This is a genomic window from Sphingomonas faeni (assembly GCF_040407505.1).
GTDB lineage: Bacteria > Pseudomonadota > Alphaproteobacteria > Sphingomonadales > Sphingomonadaceae > Sphingomonas > Sphingomonas faeni_E.
Map to the genome: position 1 here is coordinate 259,497 of NZ_JAPZPQ010000003.1, position 15,749 is coordinate 275,245.

15 protein-coding genes are annotated in these 15,749 nt (G+C 58.6%); 9 read left to right on the forward strand and 6 right to left on the reverse strand.

Features of this window, described 5'->3' with window-relative positions:
- Positions 1-78: 78 nt before the first annotated feature.
- The 4 genes from O6X71_RS11985 to O6X71_RS12000 form a co-directional block, all read right to left on the reverse strand.
- On the reverse strand, positions 79-798 hold the full coding sequence (locus O6X71_RS11985) for a TIGR02186 family protein (RefSeq protein WP_056064071.1): 720 nt from the start codon (positions 796-798) through the stop codon (positions 79-81).
- 35 nt (positions 799-833) lie between these two features.
- Positions 834-1,748, reverse strand: coding sequence for a sulfite exporter TauE/SafE family protein (locus O6X71_RS11990; protein WP_353466077.1), 915 nt, complete (start codon positions 1,746-1,748; stop codon positions 834-836).
- A 48-nt stretch (positions 1,749-1,796) separates the two neighbouring features.
- Entirely contained in the window at positions 1,797-2,507 is a 711-nt protein-coding gene (locus O6X71_RS11995; protein ID WP_353466078.1) for a hypothetical protein, read from the reverse strand.
- A gap of 293 nt (positions 2,508-2,800) precedes the next feature.
- Positions 2,801-3,439, reverse strand: coding sequence for a hypothetical protein (locus tag O6X71_RS12000; RefSeq protein WP_353466079.1), 639 nt, complete (start codon positions 3,437-3,439; stop codon positions 2,801-2,803).
- Between the two features lie 447 nt (positions 3,440-3,886).
- Between O6X71_RS12000 and O6X71_RS12005 the strand changes: the two genes are divergently transcribed.
- Entirely contained in the window at positions 3,887-4,279 is a 393-nt protein-coding gene (locus O6X71_RS12005; protein ID WP_146168614.1) for a hypothetical protein, read from the forward strand.
- An 86-nt stretch (positions 4,280-4,365) separates the two neighbouring features.
- Here O6X71_RS12005 and O6X71_RS12010 read toward each other — a convergent pair whose 3' ends face one another.
- Both O6X71_RS12010 and O6X71_RS12015 read right to left on the reverse strand, forming a co-directional pair.
- Positions 4,366-4,971 carry a histidine phosphatase family protein gene (locus tag O6X71_RS12010; RefSeq protein ID WP_107963537.1) on the reverse strand — a complete coding sequence of 202 codons (606 nt, stop codon included), beginning with the start codon at positions 4,969-4,971 and terminating at the stop codon, positions 4,366-4,368.
- A gap of 343 nt (positions 4,972-5,314) precedes the next feature.
- Entirely contained in the window at positions 5,315-5,785 is a 471-nt protein-coding gene (locus tag O6X71_RS12015) for a helix-turn-helix domain-containing protein (protein ID WP_107963392.1), read from the reverse strand.
- A gap of 63 nt (positions 5,786-5,848) precedes the next feature.
- Between O6X71_RS12015 and O6X71_RS12020 the strand changes: the two genes are divergently transcribed.
- The 8 genes from O6X71_RS12020 to O6X71_RS12055 all read left to right on the forward strand — a co-directional run bounded on the left by O6X71_RS12020 (position 5,849) and on the right by O6X71_RS12055 (position 15,727).
- Positions 5,849-6,091, forward strand: a complete 243-nt coding sequence (locus O6X71_RS12020) for a helix-turn-helix domain-containing protein (RefSeq protein ID WP_107963391.1) — start codon at positions 5,849-5,851, stop codon at positions 6,089-6,091.
- Between the two features lie 1,045 nt (positions 6,092-7,136).
- Entirely contained in the window at positions 7,137-7,931 is a 795-nt protein-coding gene (locus tag O6X71_RS12025) for a tyrosine-type recombinase/integrase (protein WP_171009540.1), read from the forward strand.
- Positions 7,928-8,830: a tyrosine-type recombinase/integrase gene (locus O6X71_RS12030; RefSeq protein WP_181321203.1), complete on the forward strand. Its 903-nt coding sequence runs from the start codon at positions 7,928-7,930 to the stop codon at positions 8,828-8,830. Before O6X71_RS12025 ends, O6X71_RS12030 begins: the two co-directional genes overlap by 4 nt.
- A complete protein-coding gene (locus O6X71_RS12035) occupies positions 8,823-9,902 on the forward strand; it encodes a tyrosine-type recombinase/integrase (protein ID WP_107963388.1) in 1,080 nt (359 codons plus the stop codon). Before O6X71_RS12030 ends, O6X71_RS12035 begins: the two co-directional genes overlap by 8 nt.
- A gap of 1,487 nt (positions 9,903-11,389) precedes the next feature.
- Positions 11,390-11,827 (forward strand): DUF202 domain-containing protein, encoded by a 438-nt coding sequence (locus tag O6X71_RS12040; RefSeq protein WP_056019268.1) that lies wholly within the window; start codon positions 11,390-11,392, stop codon positions 11,825-11,827.
- A 37-nt stretch (positions 11,828-11,864) separates the two neighbouring features.
- Complete coding sequence (locus O6X71_RS12045) at positions 11,865-13,640, forward strand: SLC13 family permease (RefSeq protein ID WP_056019265.1); 1,776 nt, start codon at positions 11,865-11,867, stop codon at positions 13,638-13,640.
- A 16-nt stretch (positions 13,641-13,656) separates the two neighbouring features.
- Positions 13,657-13,947 carry a hypothetical protein gene (locus O6X71_RS12050; protein WP_183128970.1) on the forward strand — a complete coding sequence of 97 codons (291 nt, stop codon included), beginning with the start codon at positions 13,657-13,659 and terminating at the stop codon, positions 13,945-13,947.
- A gap of 1 nt (position 13,948) precedes the next feature.
- On the forward strand, positions 13,949-15,727 hold the full coding sequence (locus O6X71_RS12055) for a chloride channel protein (RefSeq protein ID WP_082445489.1): 1,779 nt from the start codon (positions 13,949-13,951) through the stop codon (positions 15,725-15,727).
- The last annotated feature ends 22 nt before the right edge of the window (positions 15,728-15,749 follow it).

Here is a 15,749-nt window from a genome sequence, read left to right on the forward strand (position 1 = left end):
TGTAAATATCCGATGACGATGGCGTTGAACTTGCTGAGAAAACCGGTGCGTCGGTCCGCGTTTGGTCGCTGCGACGCGCTAAACCCTGCGCGCGATCCATCCTGCTGCCCAGCCGAGGAACACCGACAGTGCGACCGCGACCAGCCCGTAGGTTACCGACGAACGGTCTGCGGCGCGGGCGACGAATCGCTCGAAGCCCGATTTGCGAATGTCGATATCGCGAACCGCGGCCGCCAGGACCCGCCCGTCGCGGATCAGGAACGTCTCCGCAGTGAACCGGCCGACGGGCACGCGAGCGGGGATCGACACGCGCGCGCGGTAGAGCACGCCGTCGGTGATCTCGACCGCGCGGGGCGCCTCGTAATATAGGCCGGCACGGCGCTTGAGGTCGACGAGCCCTTTCTGGAAGCGGTCTTGGATCGGCGCCGGTGCGCTCGACGCCGGCGACAATTGCAGACTGTCGAGGCCGAGCTCGTAGATCGCGCGTGTCCGGTCGTCGACGAGGCGGTCGATCGGCTTCGACGAGGCGATCGCGTAGAAGCTGGGGGCCGAACGGTACCTGAGGCGCGCGGCGTTGACCCAGATACCGGCAACCTTCTCCTTCTCGCGCATCAGGATCGACTGGGTCGGGCCCTTTACGACGACGACGATGTCGGTGGGTTGCTCACCGGTCGGCAGGCGCCCGCCGGGATAGAGGATCGCACCGAACAGCAGCAGTTCGGCACCGGTGAAGCTGTACGCGATCTCGATATTGCGCTGCGACACGTCGGGGACGAGCACGGGTTTCGCCTGCGCCATCAGCAGCGGCGCGAGCAGAACTAGCCAGCCAGGTTTCACGACAGCGTGACCGAGAAGATCTCCTCGGGGCGCCAGACGAGTCCGAGCAGGATACGCGCGCCGACCAACAGCACCATGACCGCAAGTCCGAGACGCAGATATTCAGGGCGGAACTTGGTCGCGAACCGCGCGCCGACCTGCGCCCCCACAACCGATCCGAGCAGGAGCAGCGCCGCCAGCACGATGTCGACCGCCTTGGTGGTGGTTGCGTGGACCATCGTCGCGACCGCGGTCACGAACAGCGTCTGGAACAGCGACGTGCCGACCACCACCGACGTCGCCATCCCGAGCAGGTAGATCATCGCAGGGACGAGGATGAACCCGCCACCGATGCCAAGCAGGATCGTCAGGATGCCAGTGAAGAACCCCAGCAACAGCGGCGCGAGCGGCGAGATATAGAGCCCCGACGCGTAGAAGCGCGTCCTGAGCGGGAGTGCGGCGACGAGCGGGTGATGGCGGCGTTTGCGTGCCTTCGGCGGCCGCCCGGTCCGCGCGCGGCCGATCGTGCCGATCGATTCCTTCGCCATCAGGCCACCGATCGAGCCGAGCATGACGACATAGACGATCGCGATGACCGTATCGATCTGGCCACTTTGCTGAAGCAAGCGGAACAGCCATGCCCCGAAGAATGAGCCGAGGATGCCGCCTGCGACGAGCACCCCGCCCATCTTGGTATCGACACCCTTGCGCCGGAAATGCGCGAACACGCCGGAAACGCTGGCGCCGGTTACCTGGCTCGCGGACGAGGCAGCGGCGACGGTCGGTGGAATGCCGTAGACGATCAGCAGCGGCGTCGTCAGAAAGCCGCCGCCGACGCCGAACATCCCCGACAACAGCCCGACGCCCCCGCCGAGCAGGATGATGATGAGCGCGTTGACCGACAGGTTGGCGACGGGGAGATACAGATCCACGGCCGCAGCGTTACACCGGATTGCGCGGGCGGGGCTAGGCTCGACCTGTCAGAAGTCGCTACCGATCGACAGAGCGGGGCCCGAGCCCGGACGCGCGCCGCCGGCGATGCGTTCGCGCCAGTCGAGTGTGAGGCGGATAGTCTTGTGTGCAACCGGTAGCGCGGCGGCGATCGAGGGTCCGATATCGAAACGCTCGGCGTCGCGTTGCGCGCTTCCCCACACACCGACACCGACATCGACCTTTGCCCCGGCGAGCGTCCCGATCGGGTGCGTAAGTCGTCCAGAGGCATCGACAAAGCCTTCGATCCCGTCTCGCCCGATTGCGCCGACTTGACCGTACGCTTCCAGACGGAGGCCGGGTGCGACGTCGGCCGGACCATAGCCGGCAATCACGCCGATCGTCGGTCCGCCACGTCCACCATCGAGCGCGAACCGTTGCTCGGCAACGAGGCGGATCGGCAGCCGCGTCGGTTGCCATTCGATCCCGAACGCCGCCTCCCGTCCGGCACCTTTGAGCGGCGTGGCGACGCGCGCCACCAGCGCGACCTTACGCTGGCTGCCGAGCGCATAGGCCAGTCGCAAACCGCCCTGCGATGCGCCGAGCTGCCCGCCCGACACCGTACCAGCGAGACCGCCACGCGCGAGCAGCCATGCGCTTCCGCTGAGACGACTTCGCCCGTTGGCGACCAAGGGCGGCGCTACCGGCGACGGAATGGCGTATGTCTGAGTATGGGTCTGCGTCTCTGCCGCAGCTGGCAAATCGGGAAGATCTCGCGGTACTGACACTTGCGGCGTAGCTGTTGGTGATTGCCATGGTCGCGGCTTGAAGACCATCAGCGGCGCGACAGCACCGTATGGGACGATCGCAACGCGCGGCGGCACGCGCTGTCCCGCGAAAACTGCTGCGGCAACTTTCGGCACTAGCACTTCGATCACTCGTGGGATCATGTCCGACGGGGGAAGCGAGGCGACCTCCGGCAACAACAACGCCACGCGGACCATGACCCATCCGCCTAATGCCAAGGCGAGAAAGCGCAGCGGGCGCCCGACACTCATCGTGCGGCGGCGGCGAGGCCTGGATCGTTGACGGTGACGACGTCGTCGGGCGACAGATCGGGAAACTCGTGCCGCGTCTTGTCCCAAACCGGTGCCGCACCGCGCAGCATGCCGATATAGACGAACACCGCGCGCGGTGCGGCGATCAACGATACGAGATTGCCGACCAGGAATCGCGGCAGCGCCCAGATCGCCTCGCGCATGCCGTAACTGCGCCCCGTGAACACCATCCGCATGGTCAATCGCCACGCCAGCAACGCGCCATTGGCGACGAGCAGCCAGAACGCGATCGGGTAGGCGCCGTTCGCATAGGGCGACGTCTCAGCGACATGGACGTGCAGCACCAGCGACAACAGCCATATGGGCACTGCGAGATAACCGACCGCGAGAATCACGACCGCAAGCGGCGCGCGTCGATCGCGCATCCGCATCCAGTGGTCGGCTATCGCGCGGGGCCGCCCCCAGCCGGTACGATCCCAGCCGGCAAGTGCGATCCCTGTCATCCAGCGCGTCTTCTGTCGTACCGAATCGCCCAGCGTACCTGGGAAATATGCCCGCACGGCGACCACGGTCCCCGTGTCGTCCGCCGCGACGCGCGCGAAAATGCCGCGTGCGCCTAGCTCGGCCAGTCGCAAGCCCAACTCGTATTATCCCGTGCACATAGTAATCTTGATTTGAGCTAGATCTAGCGCTGCTGCGTGACGACCGTCACGACATAGCCGTCCACATAACTTTAAGCACCCGATCCGTATTTTTTAACAAGCCTAAATGTTCTTCTCGATGGAGCACTCAGTCATTGCCCTGGGTGCGCCATTCTGCGAATCAGCCCAGGCGATGCGGTCAATCCCGCTCGCGGGGCGTCGTAACCCCACTGCTACGTCGATCTGGTCGAGTTTCTCGGCCGGGTGGCCGACGCATATGTCCAGGGTTCTGCCTAAAAGCGGCGGCGCCTTGTGCGACGTGCAGGGTTACGAACGCCCGGCTTTGGCCGGGCATCGCCTCTATATTGGACGGAGGCGACGATGCGTTCTAGACGAGATTCACGGGCAACCGAGCGGCGGAAGGAAGCCGTTGACCTGCTAGTGGCGGTTTTGACCGCCTTTGGGCGTGAGGCAGTTTTCTCGCAAACTTCGCCAATCACCCCAACTGGCCGCTCCGTGTTCGGCGTACTTGCGGAACGAAAAGGGGCATTTTTCCGTCCTGTACCGTTCGATCGAGATGATCTCACCACGCTTACCTGCTATTCCAAAGGCGCAGTAAGCGCCGCTATTCGACAACTGACCGCGAATGGATTTTTGACCGTCACCGGAACGAGGACAGCGCCAATGGCAAAGCTGCAATTCCCTCAATCGGCGATTGATGATTTCACGTCGCGAGAAAAACGGAAAGCCGATCAAGCTCGCAAACACGGCTATGATGGTCCGCTGTGGAGTTTCGGGATCGAGGAGGCGAAGAGCGTTCTCGACGAAGGGTAGAGACATATTCAGCGCGTCGTAGTCTTTGCGTTACCGCTTGTCGTGCTCGCCGACAGCTAAGACGCTCTTTTTATCTACTATTAGATCTATTCGATTGCCCAGCGACCGAAGCTATGATGGAGTTTTACGCACTGAGCATTGCTGATGGCGGGTGCTTCACACTTCCGCCAAAAACCTCTCATCTTGCCTCGGTCATCTGTGTCGGGCGCGGCAACGACCGCACGAACCGCCTGAATGAATTGGCCATGACTGAAGAGAAGGACAATCGACCGCGCCGGCAGTTTCGCAAGGCGATTGAGTGTCGCCTCGGCTCGACGAAGCAATGTGGCAAAGCTTTCTGCTCCCGGACCATCACAGTATGAGGGGTCAAGCTCACTCCAGTACTGTTCGAGATGTGGCATGCGCTCATCGCTACGAGTGCCATTCCAGCGAGACGGCTCCAGATATGTGAACTCTTCGATTGGCCAGACCTCTACCGGCACGTCCGCAAATCTTGCAACAGTCCTGGCTGCTGTTTGTTGCGTTCTTCGATATGGCGAGGTCACAATTAAAGACGGAGTGTCTGTCCACGAAGCGGCGAGCTCACGTGCTTGCTGGTGGCCCAATTCCGTAAGCTCAATTTCTGCGAGATCGTGACATGGGAATCCTGCATTACCCGTGCTTTGACCATGCCTTACAAATATTGCCGTTATCATATCACCCCAACTTTCATGTAGAATGAAAAAATTCAATATCATTTGTCGAATGATAGGTTACCGGCACTTCAAGAGCGGATTTTCAGTGAGCCACAGTGAAGTAATACAATTAATATCAGACCGGGTACGATCGCAGCTAGAAACAGATAGTTTCGGATGGTTTCCCGCATCAAAATTCCCATTGCTCCAGATGCTATAAAAAGAGCATCTGAGAATATGAGCATCACAACTATTAAAGGCCAATTCGGTCTTCGGAAACTGCTCGCTCTAGCTTGAGCAACGCGATCGCGGAGTTCCTGCTCAAATTGATCGGAAAGTTTGGTGGGGAAGTCAGTTCGCCTCAAAAGCGGCCTCCTGTGGACAATGCATGAAAGGCATCACGAACGCGTTCCTTCGCTGCCTCTTCCGCGTTTTCCGGTTCTCGCGCGATCAGATCGGCGAAATTGCGTATGACCTCTTCTGGGAGGGTTAGCCTAGCGCGCTTGGCCAATCTCCTCACCTCACCCCAAAGGCGGTGGCGTCGGTCAGGAGGGCTCAAGGACACTTGCCTAAGAGGGATCAGTCCCGGACCAGAGAGAACCCACTCGGGATCAATATCGAACGCCTTTCGCACCGCAGCTAACGCCCAAACAGGAGGCACGTTTGTTGCGTTTTCCCAGGACAGGACTTGGCGCCGGGAATAGCCGATTCGGTCGGCAAACTGCTGCTGAGTAAGTCCAGCATGCTCGCGGGCGAGCCTCAGACGCTTAGCTAGCCCCTCCGTGTCACGGCTTTCTTCGTGCTTTTCAGTTGCCGGATCGACGTACGACATTTATCACCTTCTGGTGGAGATATATAGCACTTCGGCATTTAGTCTTAAAGTGTGGAGCCGAACATGATTGATGAGAAGCGCCATAACCGCATCAAAGCTGCTCTCCAACTCAAAGGGAGCAGCCTGAGCGCGGTAGCCCGCCATCTCAACGTTACGCCCACCACGGTTTCAACGGTAAGCCGCGGGTTCCGGAGGTCTCGCCGGATTGAGACTCAAATCGCGGCGGAGCTTGGCTGTGACGTCGAGGATCTCTGGCCTGAGCGATACAGGCGAATTGGAACGGAGGTAGCGATGAAGGTGCCGTGATTGCCGGTTGGCCCTCCGAAAAGGGTCGAACAAAAACCGCGCGAAAGAGAAAAGGCCCAGCTTTGCAGAGCTGAGCCTCTTCGAGATTGGTCGTAACCGACACCTTTCTCCTCGTGTGCTGACGCCATGTCAAGCGGACCGCTTCCGCTGCCGGTGGAGCGCGCCTGTCTTCCGCGCTTCCAATTTGATGAAGGGAGCTACCGGATCGATGGCATTTCAAAGCGCCTTTCCCGCAATTGCATGCGAGAGCCGACCTATGATGAAATCGTATAGCGCCAAAGCGAGTGAAGCTTACCAGGAGATCTCTCGGATAATCAGAGCATTCGCTAAATGCATAGAATTTTCTAATATTAAAAGATCCGAAGATGTAATTCGAATTCTGGTCGATGTTGCTGGATATTCCGGAGCATTCCTAAGTTATCGTGGCACTATAAACCATTTTTTGCGATACTTGGAGATTGAAAATGTCAAGATATGTGATATAAAATGGGAGAATTTGGAGAACTTTTGGAAACACAATTGCAGTCATGCATGTTGGCCCGCTCGCGGTTTATCTCCATCCCAGACGGTTGCAGTTACCAGATTTTACTTGTTCCTCCAGTATCAGGGAATCATCGATTCGAATGGGTGGGACTCAAATGACCCGGACATTTGCGCGGATTTCCTCGAAGCGCTCACTCAGGAGGGGGTGCATCCGGATCAGGCAAAGCGACAAGCCAGAACCGCACTTCATCTGATAGTTTGGCTACGGCTCAGAGGTATCCCAGAGTCATGCCTTAGCGATCATATCCTCGACGACTTTGTCGGCCACTCCTGCCGCTGCGGTATGCACATTCGGTCTGGAAGGCCGGGTGCTCAGGCCAAGTCGCGACGCCGGGTTGCAGTTGACCGCTTTTTACGGTTTCGGAATGGTGAGAACCCCGTTTTTAAAAACGGAATATTCCTGCAGAAACGGCGGAGATCGCACCCATCTTCGACCGTGGTGCGGTATCGCACTTGGCTGACCGACCAAAGGGGGCTGAGGCCTCGGACAATTTATTACTACGTGCTCGACGTAATGAGCTGGTTGCCAAGGCTTGGAGAAGACGCTTCGGCCTATTCCGCTACGGCAATCAGGGAATTAGCCGTCCTCGAATTCGCGAAGCGCACTCCCGCAATGCAGAGCCGTTTCATCCGCTCCGTGCGCAGCTACATGCGGTTCCGAGCTTTTGAAGGGCATTGCAACGCTTCCTTAGCAAATGCGCTGATCTCTCGACCAACTTATCGCCTTTCGACGGTTCCGCGCAGGCTTGACACCGGTATCGTGAACAAGGTCATCGACAGTTGCGACCTGAGCACATCGTACGGAATCCGGGAACGAGCGATCCTCACGCTGTTGGCCGAACTTGGGCTTCGAGCTTCTGAGGTTTGGAAGCTAAAACTCAGTGATCTGGACTGGACCGAGGCTAAGCTCTGCATTGAGGGTAAGGGCGGACGGGGTTCGATTGTCCCACTCACTCAAGGAGCAGGCGACGCTGTTTTAGATTATCTCGAGAAGGGGCGCCCGAGCTCACGCTCAGAGGCCCTGTTTTTGCGTGTGCCTCACCCGCACATGCCGCTTGCGAATGGCTCAGAGATATCAGGTATCGCCCGCAAAGCGCTCGCTCGATGCGGTCTCGAAGGTGGAGCGCACGTTTTTCGCCATACGCTTGCTACCGAACTTCTCCGGGACGGAAAAAGCCTCGAAGATGTAGCCACAATCTTGCGGCATCGATCGGTGGATACGACGACCATCTACGCGAAGGTCAACGAGCCAATGCTTAAACGTCTCGCAGAACCTTGGTTGGGAGGCCGGTCGTGATCGAGGCCATTGAGCGCTATCTGCAGCTAAGGGAACAGCTTGGGTACCGAGATCTTGATCTTGATCGCGACCTGCGAAACTTTGCGCATTTCTCGGCAGGTCGCGGCGCTCATCATCTGTGCAGTGCAGACGCAATCGCTTGGGTAGAGCAGAAATGTCAGCCCCGCAGGCGATATGAGCTCTTGGCTTCCATTCGTCGCGTTGGCCTATTTCTCAGCGCAGAGGATCCCCGTCATGACGTCTTGGCAGAAGAATACGTGCGGCCGGTTCGTCGGCCGAGACGCCCTATTCCCTTTATCTACACCGATGGCGAGATACAGCAGATCCTTGTCGAATTGGGACGCTTGCCGCTGGCGCATACCTACGATGCTGCCACCTATAAGCATATTGTCGGCCTTATCGCCGCGACGGGCATACGGATAAACGAAGCCCGAAATATTTTGCTCCAGGACTTCAAAAATAACGAGATCATGATTAGGCGCGGGAAGTTCGGAAAGGACAGGATCGTCCATATCCACAAAAGTACCGCTAGGGCTCTAAGAGTTTACCTCACCAACCGCCCAGATCCTTTGAACAAAGAAAGGTTATTCGTAATCCACAATAACAGGACTCCGTCTGACCACTCGATTTGCGCCATGTTTCGAAAATGCACAACAAAGTTAAATATGACTAGTCGAAACGGTAGCAGGTTGCCGAGAATACACGACCTCAGGCATACGTTTGCCGTTCGATCGTTGGCATCGTGCGGGTCGGACCGGAAACTGATTTCCAACCATATGGTCGCCCTGTCGACCTATCTGGGCCACGTCAGCGCAGCTAGCACCTATTGGTATTTGGAGATTTCGACCGAGACAAAAGAATCGATGGCCTTGGCGATCGAGGAGGTGCTCGATGCGTGACGATCACCAACATGATTTGGCTCCCGTCCTGTCTAGCTATCTCAACGAACATCTCGTTCGAGATCGCGGGCTCAGCCAACTGACGCGTGCGAGCTACGCACACACGTTCATTTTGCTGATCCGTTTTATCGCCGAGGCGACGCGGATGAATATCGACCGCCTCCACCTGGAAGACATCACAGCGGAGATCGTCCTCCAATTTCTCGATGATCTGGAGAAGACTCGGAAAAATTCACGGCGAACGCGCAATCTGCGGCTGGCGGCGATCCGATCATTCTTCAGATATGTGCAAATGAAAATTCCGGCAGCGATGGAGCAAGCCGCTCGCATACGCGCGCTGGGGGCAAAGAGAGCGGATGTTCCCGTGATCGATTGGCTCTCGACCGATGAGGTTAAAGCCATACTTGGGGTGCCCGATATGAGGCACAAAGACGGGATCCGGGACCGGGCAATGCTGAGCATCACGTACATATGCGGTTTACGTGTGTCTGAGGTTTTGGCGCTTTCGCTCGGTGACCTCGACCTCGGTCCAAAGCCAACCTTGCACGTGATGGGAAAGGGGCGAAGGGCTAGAATTCTGCCGCTGGGCCCCGAGACCGTCCGCCTTCTTCGCGCCTGGTATTCGGAGAGGCCGAATGTGCCGTACGATCATGTTTTTCTGAGCCGGCTTGGCTTGCCGCTAACGCGCGATGGCTTCGCAGCGCGTCTCGCGAAATATACTCAGATTGCAGCCAAAACAGTCCCGACCCTTGTGCCGAAGAATATCACGCCGCATGTTTTGAGGCACAGCTGCGCCATGCACATGCTCAAGGTCACTCGCGACATAAGAAAGGTGGCTCTGTGGCTTGGTCACGCTTCGATCCATTCCACCGAGATTTATCTACATGCTGATCCTGATGAGAAGCTTGAGATCCTTACATCGCACGGAGGGCTCGGCATAAAAGCGGGACGGTTCGGTTCCCGCGCTTCGAACATTATGAGCATGCTGCAGGCAGTGCGGAAGCCTGCGGACGGCCTCGAGGCAGCTGTAACTAAGTTGAAATCAGATGCCCGCTTTTCCAAAAGTAATTAACAAGCCGTTCGCCGAAAGCGGCTAGTTTTCGCCCGCTGAGCGTTCCGTGTCGAACAGCAGCGTACAGGCAGCAAGATCAACGGAATGACCCAATAGTCGACACTGGCGGGCTCTTTCCGGCTTCCCAACTTCGGCCGTTGGTTTATACCGGTCGAACGGCTTGAGTTGGGACGAAGCAGTCGTTCGGGCAATCGGCCGGGAATGTCGGGTTTCGGATGAATCGGCCATTCGCGGGGCTTCCGAGATTTGCTCGGCATCGCGCCAGCCTGCACGGTAGCGACTCCGCGGGGCTTCGATCTCACGCCAAAATAACAGCCGCGGCTCCCCTAACGAAAAACCCCGCCTCCGAGGTTGTCGCGCACTTTCTCCATCCGACAGGGTATCTCGCGCAATAGTGCGAACCTAGAGCACGTGCGCCACCGCCCCACGCCGCAATTCTCCAGAATTTGCGGTGCTCTGCGTCGCCTATCATGTGTTTTCCGACACTGGCGGGGCTAGTCGGCGCTTAAAAACGGCAGGGCCGTTCACGCCCACACCCGGACGCTCGGGTTAGTAATTCGGAGTCCCGGTAGTAGTCATTCGTTCAGTGGGATTATGGGGAACTTTCCAGACATGAGTTGCAATCGGGGCGCTCGGGATTGGTAAAGCTGTCTAGTTACGGCCAATGGGCAAGCGCGGTAAAATGGATCGCAAAAGCGATTACGCTGATATAATCTGGTATCGGAGGTAAATGCAGAAATGGAAAGTAGCCGTCAGCTGGAGAGCATCGCCCTCGCAATTGCTCCAATGCTAGCGGCTTCTGTATCCGAAGTATGGATCGTGGCAGAAGTTCATGACGACTGGATACAGAGGCGCTACGATGTCGTGTGCAACGGTAAGCTTGTTGAGGGGGTGGAAGGTGAGAGAACCATGAACCGATCCGTCAATGATGCTCTATCCGCCCTAAGGCGTGACATGCTTAAAGAGAGTCAGGAAGATTGGCATCATTGCACCTATGTTTTGAGGTCTGACGGAATCTTCAAAATGGAGTTCGATCGTAGCAGACCGCCGAGCGTGTGAATGTAACGATAGATACTCCTGTAAAAGGAGGCAGCGCCACAGAATGTCGGCCATCGCCAGCACCTTCCCGAAAGCCGCCGTTCCGCTTTCCTGCCCAACCCGGACATTCCCGAAATTCGATCCAGACCGTGCGAAAACTCACCGCCGCCCCCGATACAGACGTGATGCTCGAAACATAACGTCGCCAGATATGGCTGCGACGCAAGATAGCCAATCACCTGGCAACCGACACGCAGCTATATTAGTACGCTACATTCGGGGTTGGAGTTTTCGCACGGTCTGGATCGTTTTCGAGAAAGGTTTCGTGCCGCAACCAGCCGGTTTTGACACCTGTGAAGGCGGGGGATCTGCTAACCTCGATAACTTATTCGGCATGATCCTTTTTAACATTCGATGTGCTGAAAGCGTGTGGGTATCGTTGATCATCCATGGCCAACGAACGACTGTCATTGACCCGTGATTTCAACGGCCCATTCGTTCACGGTGCGGACCGGTTGGAGCATAGCGCCAAGCAGCAAGCAGATAGCGCCGATCGGCGCACGGAGCTTGCTGCCGATCGAACAGTCATGGCAGCGGAGCGCACCTACGCAGCCTGGGTCCGTACCGGGCTTGCCGCTCTAGCCGCAGGAATTGGCGCCCGCGCATTGCTTGAGAACATCGTGCCCGGCTGGCTTGCCGGTGCGACCGCAACCGTCCTGATCCTGTTCAGCGGCTTCTGCTTCGTTGCAGCGGTCTGGCGTGAAATGATTCCTATCGCCCCACCGCGGCCCGACACTCAGCGACTGCCGGCTTGGTTGCTGATCTCTGTGAACGGCTTCCTAGCGATTGCCGTCTTGGCGGCACTCGTCGGGATTTGGCTGCAATAACCGGCGTGACTATCGCCATTTTACGGATTCTGCTTGCATGACCACGCCGCAACTTATGTCGATTGGCCTGCTGATTGGCATGATGGGCCTCTTTCTTTGGGGCCGATTTCGCTATGATGTCACGGCCATCATCGCCCTGCTTGCCGGGCTGTCGCTGGGATTGGTGAAGCCCAAAGCGGCATTTACTGGCTTTTCCGATGACATCGTTATCATCGTTGGATCGGCGCTGGTGATCTCATCGGCAATGCAGCGTTCCGGCCTAATCGAGAGCGCGCTCGGGATACTGGCGCGGCGCGTGACACGCGTCCGGTCGCAACTCGTGGTGCTGACTACGGCAGTCGGGGTATCGTCCGGGCTCGTAAAGAACGTCGGTGCCTTGGCTATGCTGATGCCGGCAGCCGTGCAGACGGCGAAGAAATCGGACACTAGCCCCTCGGTGTTCCTGATGCCGATGTCGTTCGCTTCGCTCCTTGGCGGGTTGATGACCCTCGTTGGTACGTCGCCGAATATTATTGTCAGCAGAGTACGAGAGCAGATGACCGGTGAGCCGTTCGGCATGTTCGATTATCTGCCAACGGGGCTGGGCCTGCTTGTGGTCGGCCTCATTTTCCTGCGTTTCGGCTACCGCCTCCTGCCCAGGGAACGCCGCGCAGCGCCGACCATGGGCGAAGCTCTAAACATCACGGACTATGTCACTGAGGCGACCATCCAAGACGGATCGCCCGCTGTCGGCGAAACGGTTGAGTCCTTCATCGACCGTCATGATAATGAGGTGACGATCGCCAATGTTGTCCGTGACGATGTGCGCACGAGCATTACGGCCGAGTTCCTTCTGGCTGCCGGCGACACGCTGATCTTGGGCGGTGACCCGGATACGCTTGAGCGTGTCATTGCGGGTGACCACCTAGCACTTGCCGGACAGCATCGTGACCTACCGGAAGGCAGCGAAGATGATGAGGTTGGCGTCATTGAGGCGGTCATCACCACCGGCTCCGTGTTGGTCCGCCAGTCCGCTGGACGACTGCGGCTTCAGCAACGCTATGGCGTCAATCTCATCGCGGTATCGCGCGCCGGCAAACGGCTGACCAAGCAGCTCAGCGAGACCGTCTTGCGCGCCGGCGATGTCATTGTTCTTCAAGGACCCCTCACACTCTTGCCGGAACGCATGCGTGACCTCGGTACGCTGCCGCTGGCAGAGCGTGCCCTGCGTCTGGGAAGTTCGAAGCGTCGCTTCCTACCACTTATCATCCTCGCGGTGGCGATGACCGTAACCGCGACCGGCTATGTGCCTGTGGCCGTCGCCTTCTTCGCCGCTGCCGGTCTAATGATGGCGACCGGAGCGCTACCGCTGCGAGATGCCTATGATGGCGTCGAATGGCCAATTCTCATCATGCTGGGCGCGCTCATTCCGGTCAGTGAAACCCTGCGCACCACCGGCGCGTCGGATGTACTCGCGACCTCGCTTGCCCATCTGGCGGCCTCCTTGCCGCCATGGGGCGCGGTCGCCCTGATCCTCGTAGCGGCGATGGCTGTGACGCCGTTTCTCAACAATGCCGCGACGGTCTTGGTGATGGCGCCAATCGCGGCGGTGTTCGCGCATGACCTCGGATATCGCCCCGAAGCCTTCCTCATCGGGACCGCTATCGGGGCAGGATGCGATTTCCTGACGCCGATTGGGCATCAGTGTAACACCTTGGTTTTTGGTCCTGGGGGCTACCGCTTCAGCGATTACGCCCGGCTGGGCGCACCACTATCGGTTCTGGTGGTCTTGGTTGGTACGCCTCTAGTGATGTGGACTTGGCCACTGCACTGATCGCCGGGTACTGTTGATGGGCAGCATGGCCAAGCCGCAGGCGTTCGAAGATACTGAATGGCGTCCGTGGCGAGGAAGCGTACCGGGCGGCTCGGAAGGTTGTGGCACCGCAGATGTAGCAGGCGTAGGCGGCTTCATGCGTTTTTTCCACTCGCGGGCAGCCATGCCCGTTCTCATCGTCCTACTGCTTGCAACAATCACGGCAGCTGGACTGGCGACGTCTTGGACGCTGTCGATTGTGATGTGGCTTTCGAGCGCCGTTCTCGCCGCAGCCCTGTTTGCAACCTTGATGCAGGACGCCGACTGACATGGCTTCAGCGCCACTGATCGATAGCGCAGCTAGTCCACCTGGATCTGGTCGGGTGGCGCCATCGTGGCTCCGTAAAGCTTTTCGATCCAGCGAAGCTGCACTCATCGTGCTGGCCATCATGATCGGCAGTGCAGCCGGATTGCTCAGTGTCGTCCAGGGTACGCTCGCACAGGCGATGCAGCATCTGCTTTATGCCTTGTCGCCGGATGAAAGGCTGAGTGCGGCCACGACGATCCCTTACCTTGCTCTACTTGCCCTGCCGGCTGGTGGAGCCGTCCTCGCACTCTTCTCTTGGGTTACTCATGCTCGCCGGCGCCGGATGGTCGACGCTGTAGAGGCGAACGCCCTTCATGGTGGTCGCATGTCATGGTCCGACAGCCTCGTTATCTCCGGGCAAACGATCCTTTCCAACGGCTTCGGTGCGTCTGTGGGGCTTGAGGCGGCGTATGCGCAGTTGGGAGGGCTCGTCGCCTCGCTCAGCGGCAACTGGTTTGCGTTACGCAGGTCCGATCTGCGCATCTTGGTCGGCGCCGGAACGGGCGCCGCCATCGCAGGTGCATTCGGGGCTCCATTAGCTGGGGCCTTCTATGCCTTTGAGATCGTAATCGGGGCCTATACGATATCAGCGCTGGCACCTGTCGCTGCGGCGTGCCTGGCGAGTGTCCTTGTGGCGCAGGCGTTTGGTGCTCAACCGTATCTGGTTGCGGCTAATGCAGGCGAACAGATCGAGACGTTCCACTACCTTCTCTACGCCGGTCTTGGGGCCTGTGCCGCTGGCGCTGGTATACTGCTGATGCGGGCTGTTGCGGAGATGGAAGCAGCTACACGCAAACTGCCGATACCCTCGATTTGCCGGCCGATATTGGGCGGTCTTCTGCTCATCCCTCTGGCGATGCTCACGCCGCAAATTCTCTCTGCTGGTCACGGCGCCCTCCACCTCAATCTTGAAGCCGAGGTATCGCTGCGCTTCCTCGCCGCCATCTTCGTCGTCAAGTGCGCGGCCTCCATCATCTCACTTGGCTTTGGCTTCCGCGGTGGCCTGTTCTTCGCATCCTTGTTCTTGGGCAGCCTGCTGGGTCACCTGTTTGCTGGTTCACTCGAATGGATTGTCGGATCGCCTGTGATCGACCCGCACAATGCGGCCCTGGTGGGGATGGCCGCATTAGCGGTCGCCGTAGTTGGCGGGCCGATGACGATGGCGATGCTAGTCCTTGAGGCGACCCACGACTTCTCCCTTGCCGGCGCGGCCATTGCAGCATCGCTGGTCTCGTCCACCATCGTCCGCGAGCTGTTCGGCTATTCCTTTTCTACGTGGCGCCTGCATCTCCGGGGCGAAACCATCAAAAGCGCCCGCGATGTCGGCTGGGTCAGAACGCTTACAGCGGGCAAGATGATGCGACGTGTCGAAAGGGCTACGCCGTGCAACACGACGATCGCCGAGTTTCGTCGGGCGTTTCCGCTTGGTTCCACAAGTCGGGTCCTACTAGTCGATGACCACGAAAATTATGGCGGTATCGTACAGACTGCCAGTGCATTTGCCGAAGAGGTCGATCAGAAGGCACCGATCGGGTCGCTGGCGATCCACACGGGTCTCGCCCTTACGCCGGATTCAGACATCAGAAGCGTCATGACTACGTTCGATACCGAAGGTGCGGACGAACTGGCGGTAGTTGGAAGCGACGGGGCAGTTCTCGGCATCCTCTCCGAGAGCTATGCGCGACGCCGCTACGCAGAGGAATTGGACAAGGCGCAACGTGAGTTGTTTGGAGAAAGCTGACCAGCCGGCACGCAGCAAACGC

What these genes read in the sequence shown, in the direction of transcription:
- O6X71_RS12045 (WP_056019265.1), top strand. Translation starts at nt 11,865, where the DNA reads ATGACCACGCCGCAACTTATGTCGATTGGCCTGCTGATTGGCATGATG.
- O6X71_RS12040 (WP_056019268.1), top strand. Translation starts at nt 11,390, where the DNA reads ATGGCCAACGAACGACTGTCATTGACCCGTGATTTCAACGGCCCATTC.
- O6X71_RS12035 (WP_107963388.1), top strand. Translation starts at nt 8,823, where the DNA reads ATGCGTGACGATCACCAACATGATTTGGCTCCCGTCCTGTCTAGCTAT.
- O6X71_RS11985 (WP_056064071.1), bottom strand. Translation starts at nt 798, where the DNA reads ATGGCGCAGGCGAAACCCGTGCTCGTCCCCGACGTGTCGCAGCGCAAT.
- O6X71_RS12050 (WP_183128970.1), top strand. Translation starts at nt 13,657, where the DNA reads ATGGGCAGCATGGCCAAGCCGCAGGCGTTCGAAGATACTGAATGGCGT.
- O6X71_RS12020 (WP_107963391.1), top strand. Translation starts at nt 5,849, where the DNA reads ATGATTGATGAGAAGCGCCATAACCGCATCAAAGCTGCTCTCCAACTC.
- O6X71_RS12015 (WP_107963392.1), bottom strand. Translation starts at nt 5,785, where the DNA reads ATGTCGTACGTCGATCCGGCAACTGAAAAGCACGAAGAAAGCCGTGAC.
- O6X71_RS12055 (WP_082445489.1), top strand. Translation starts at nt 13,949, where the DNA reads ATGGCTTCAGCGCCACTGATCGATAGCGCAGCTAGTCCACCTGGATCT.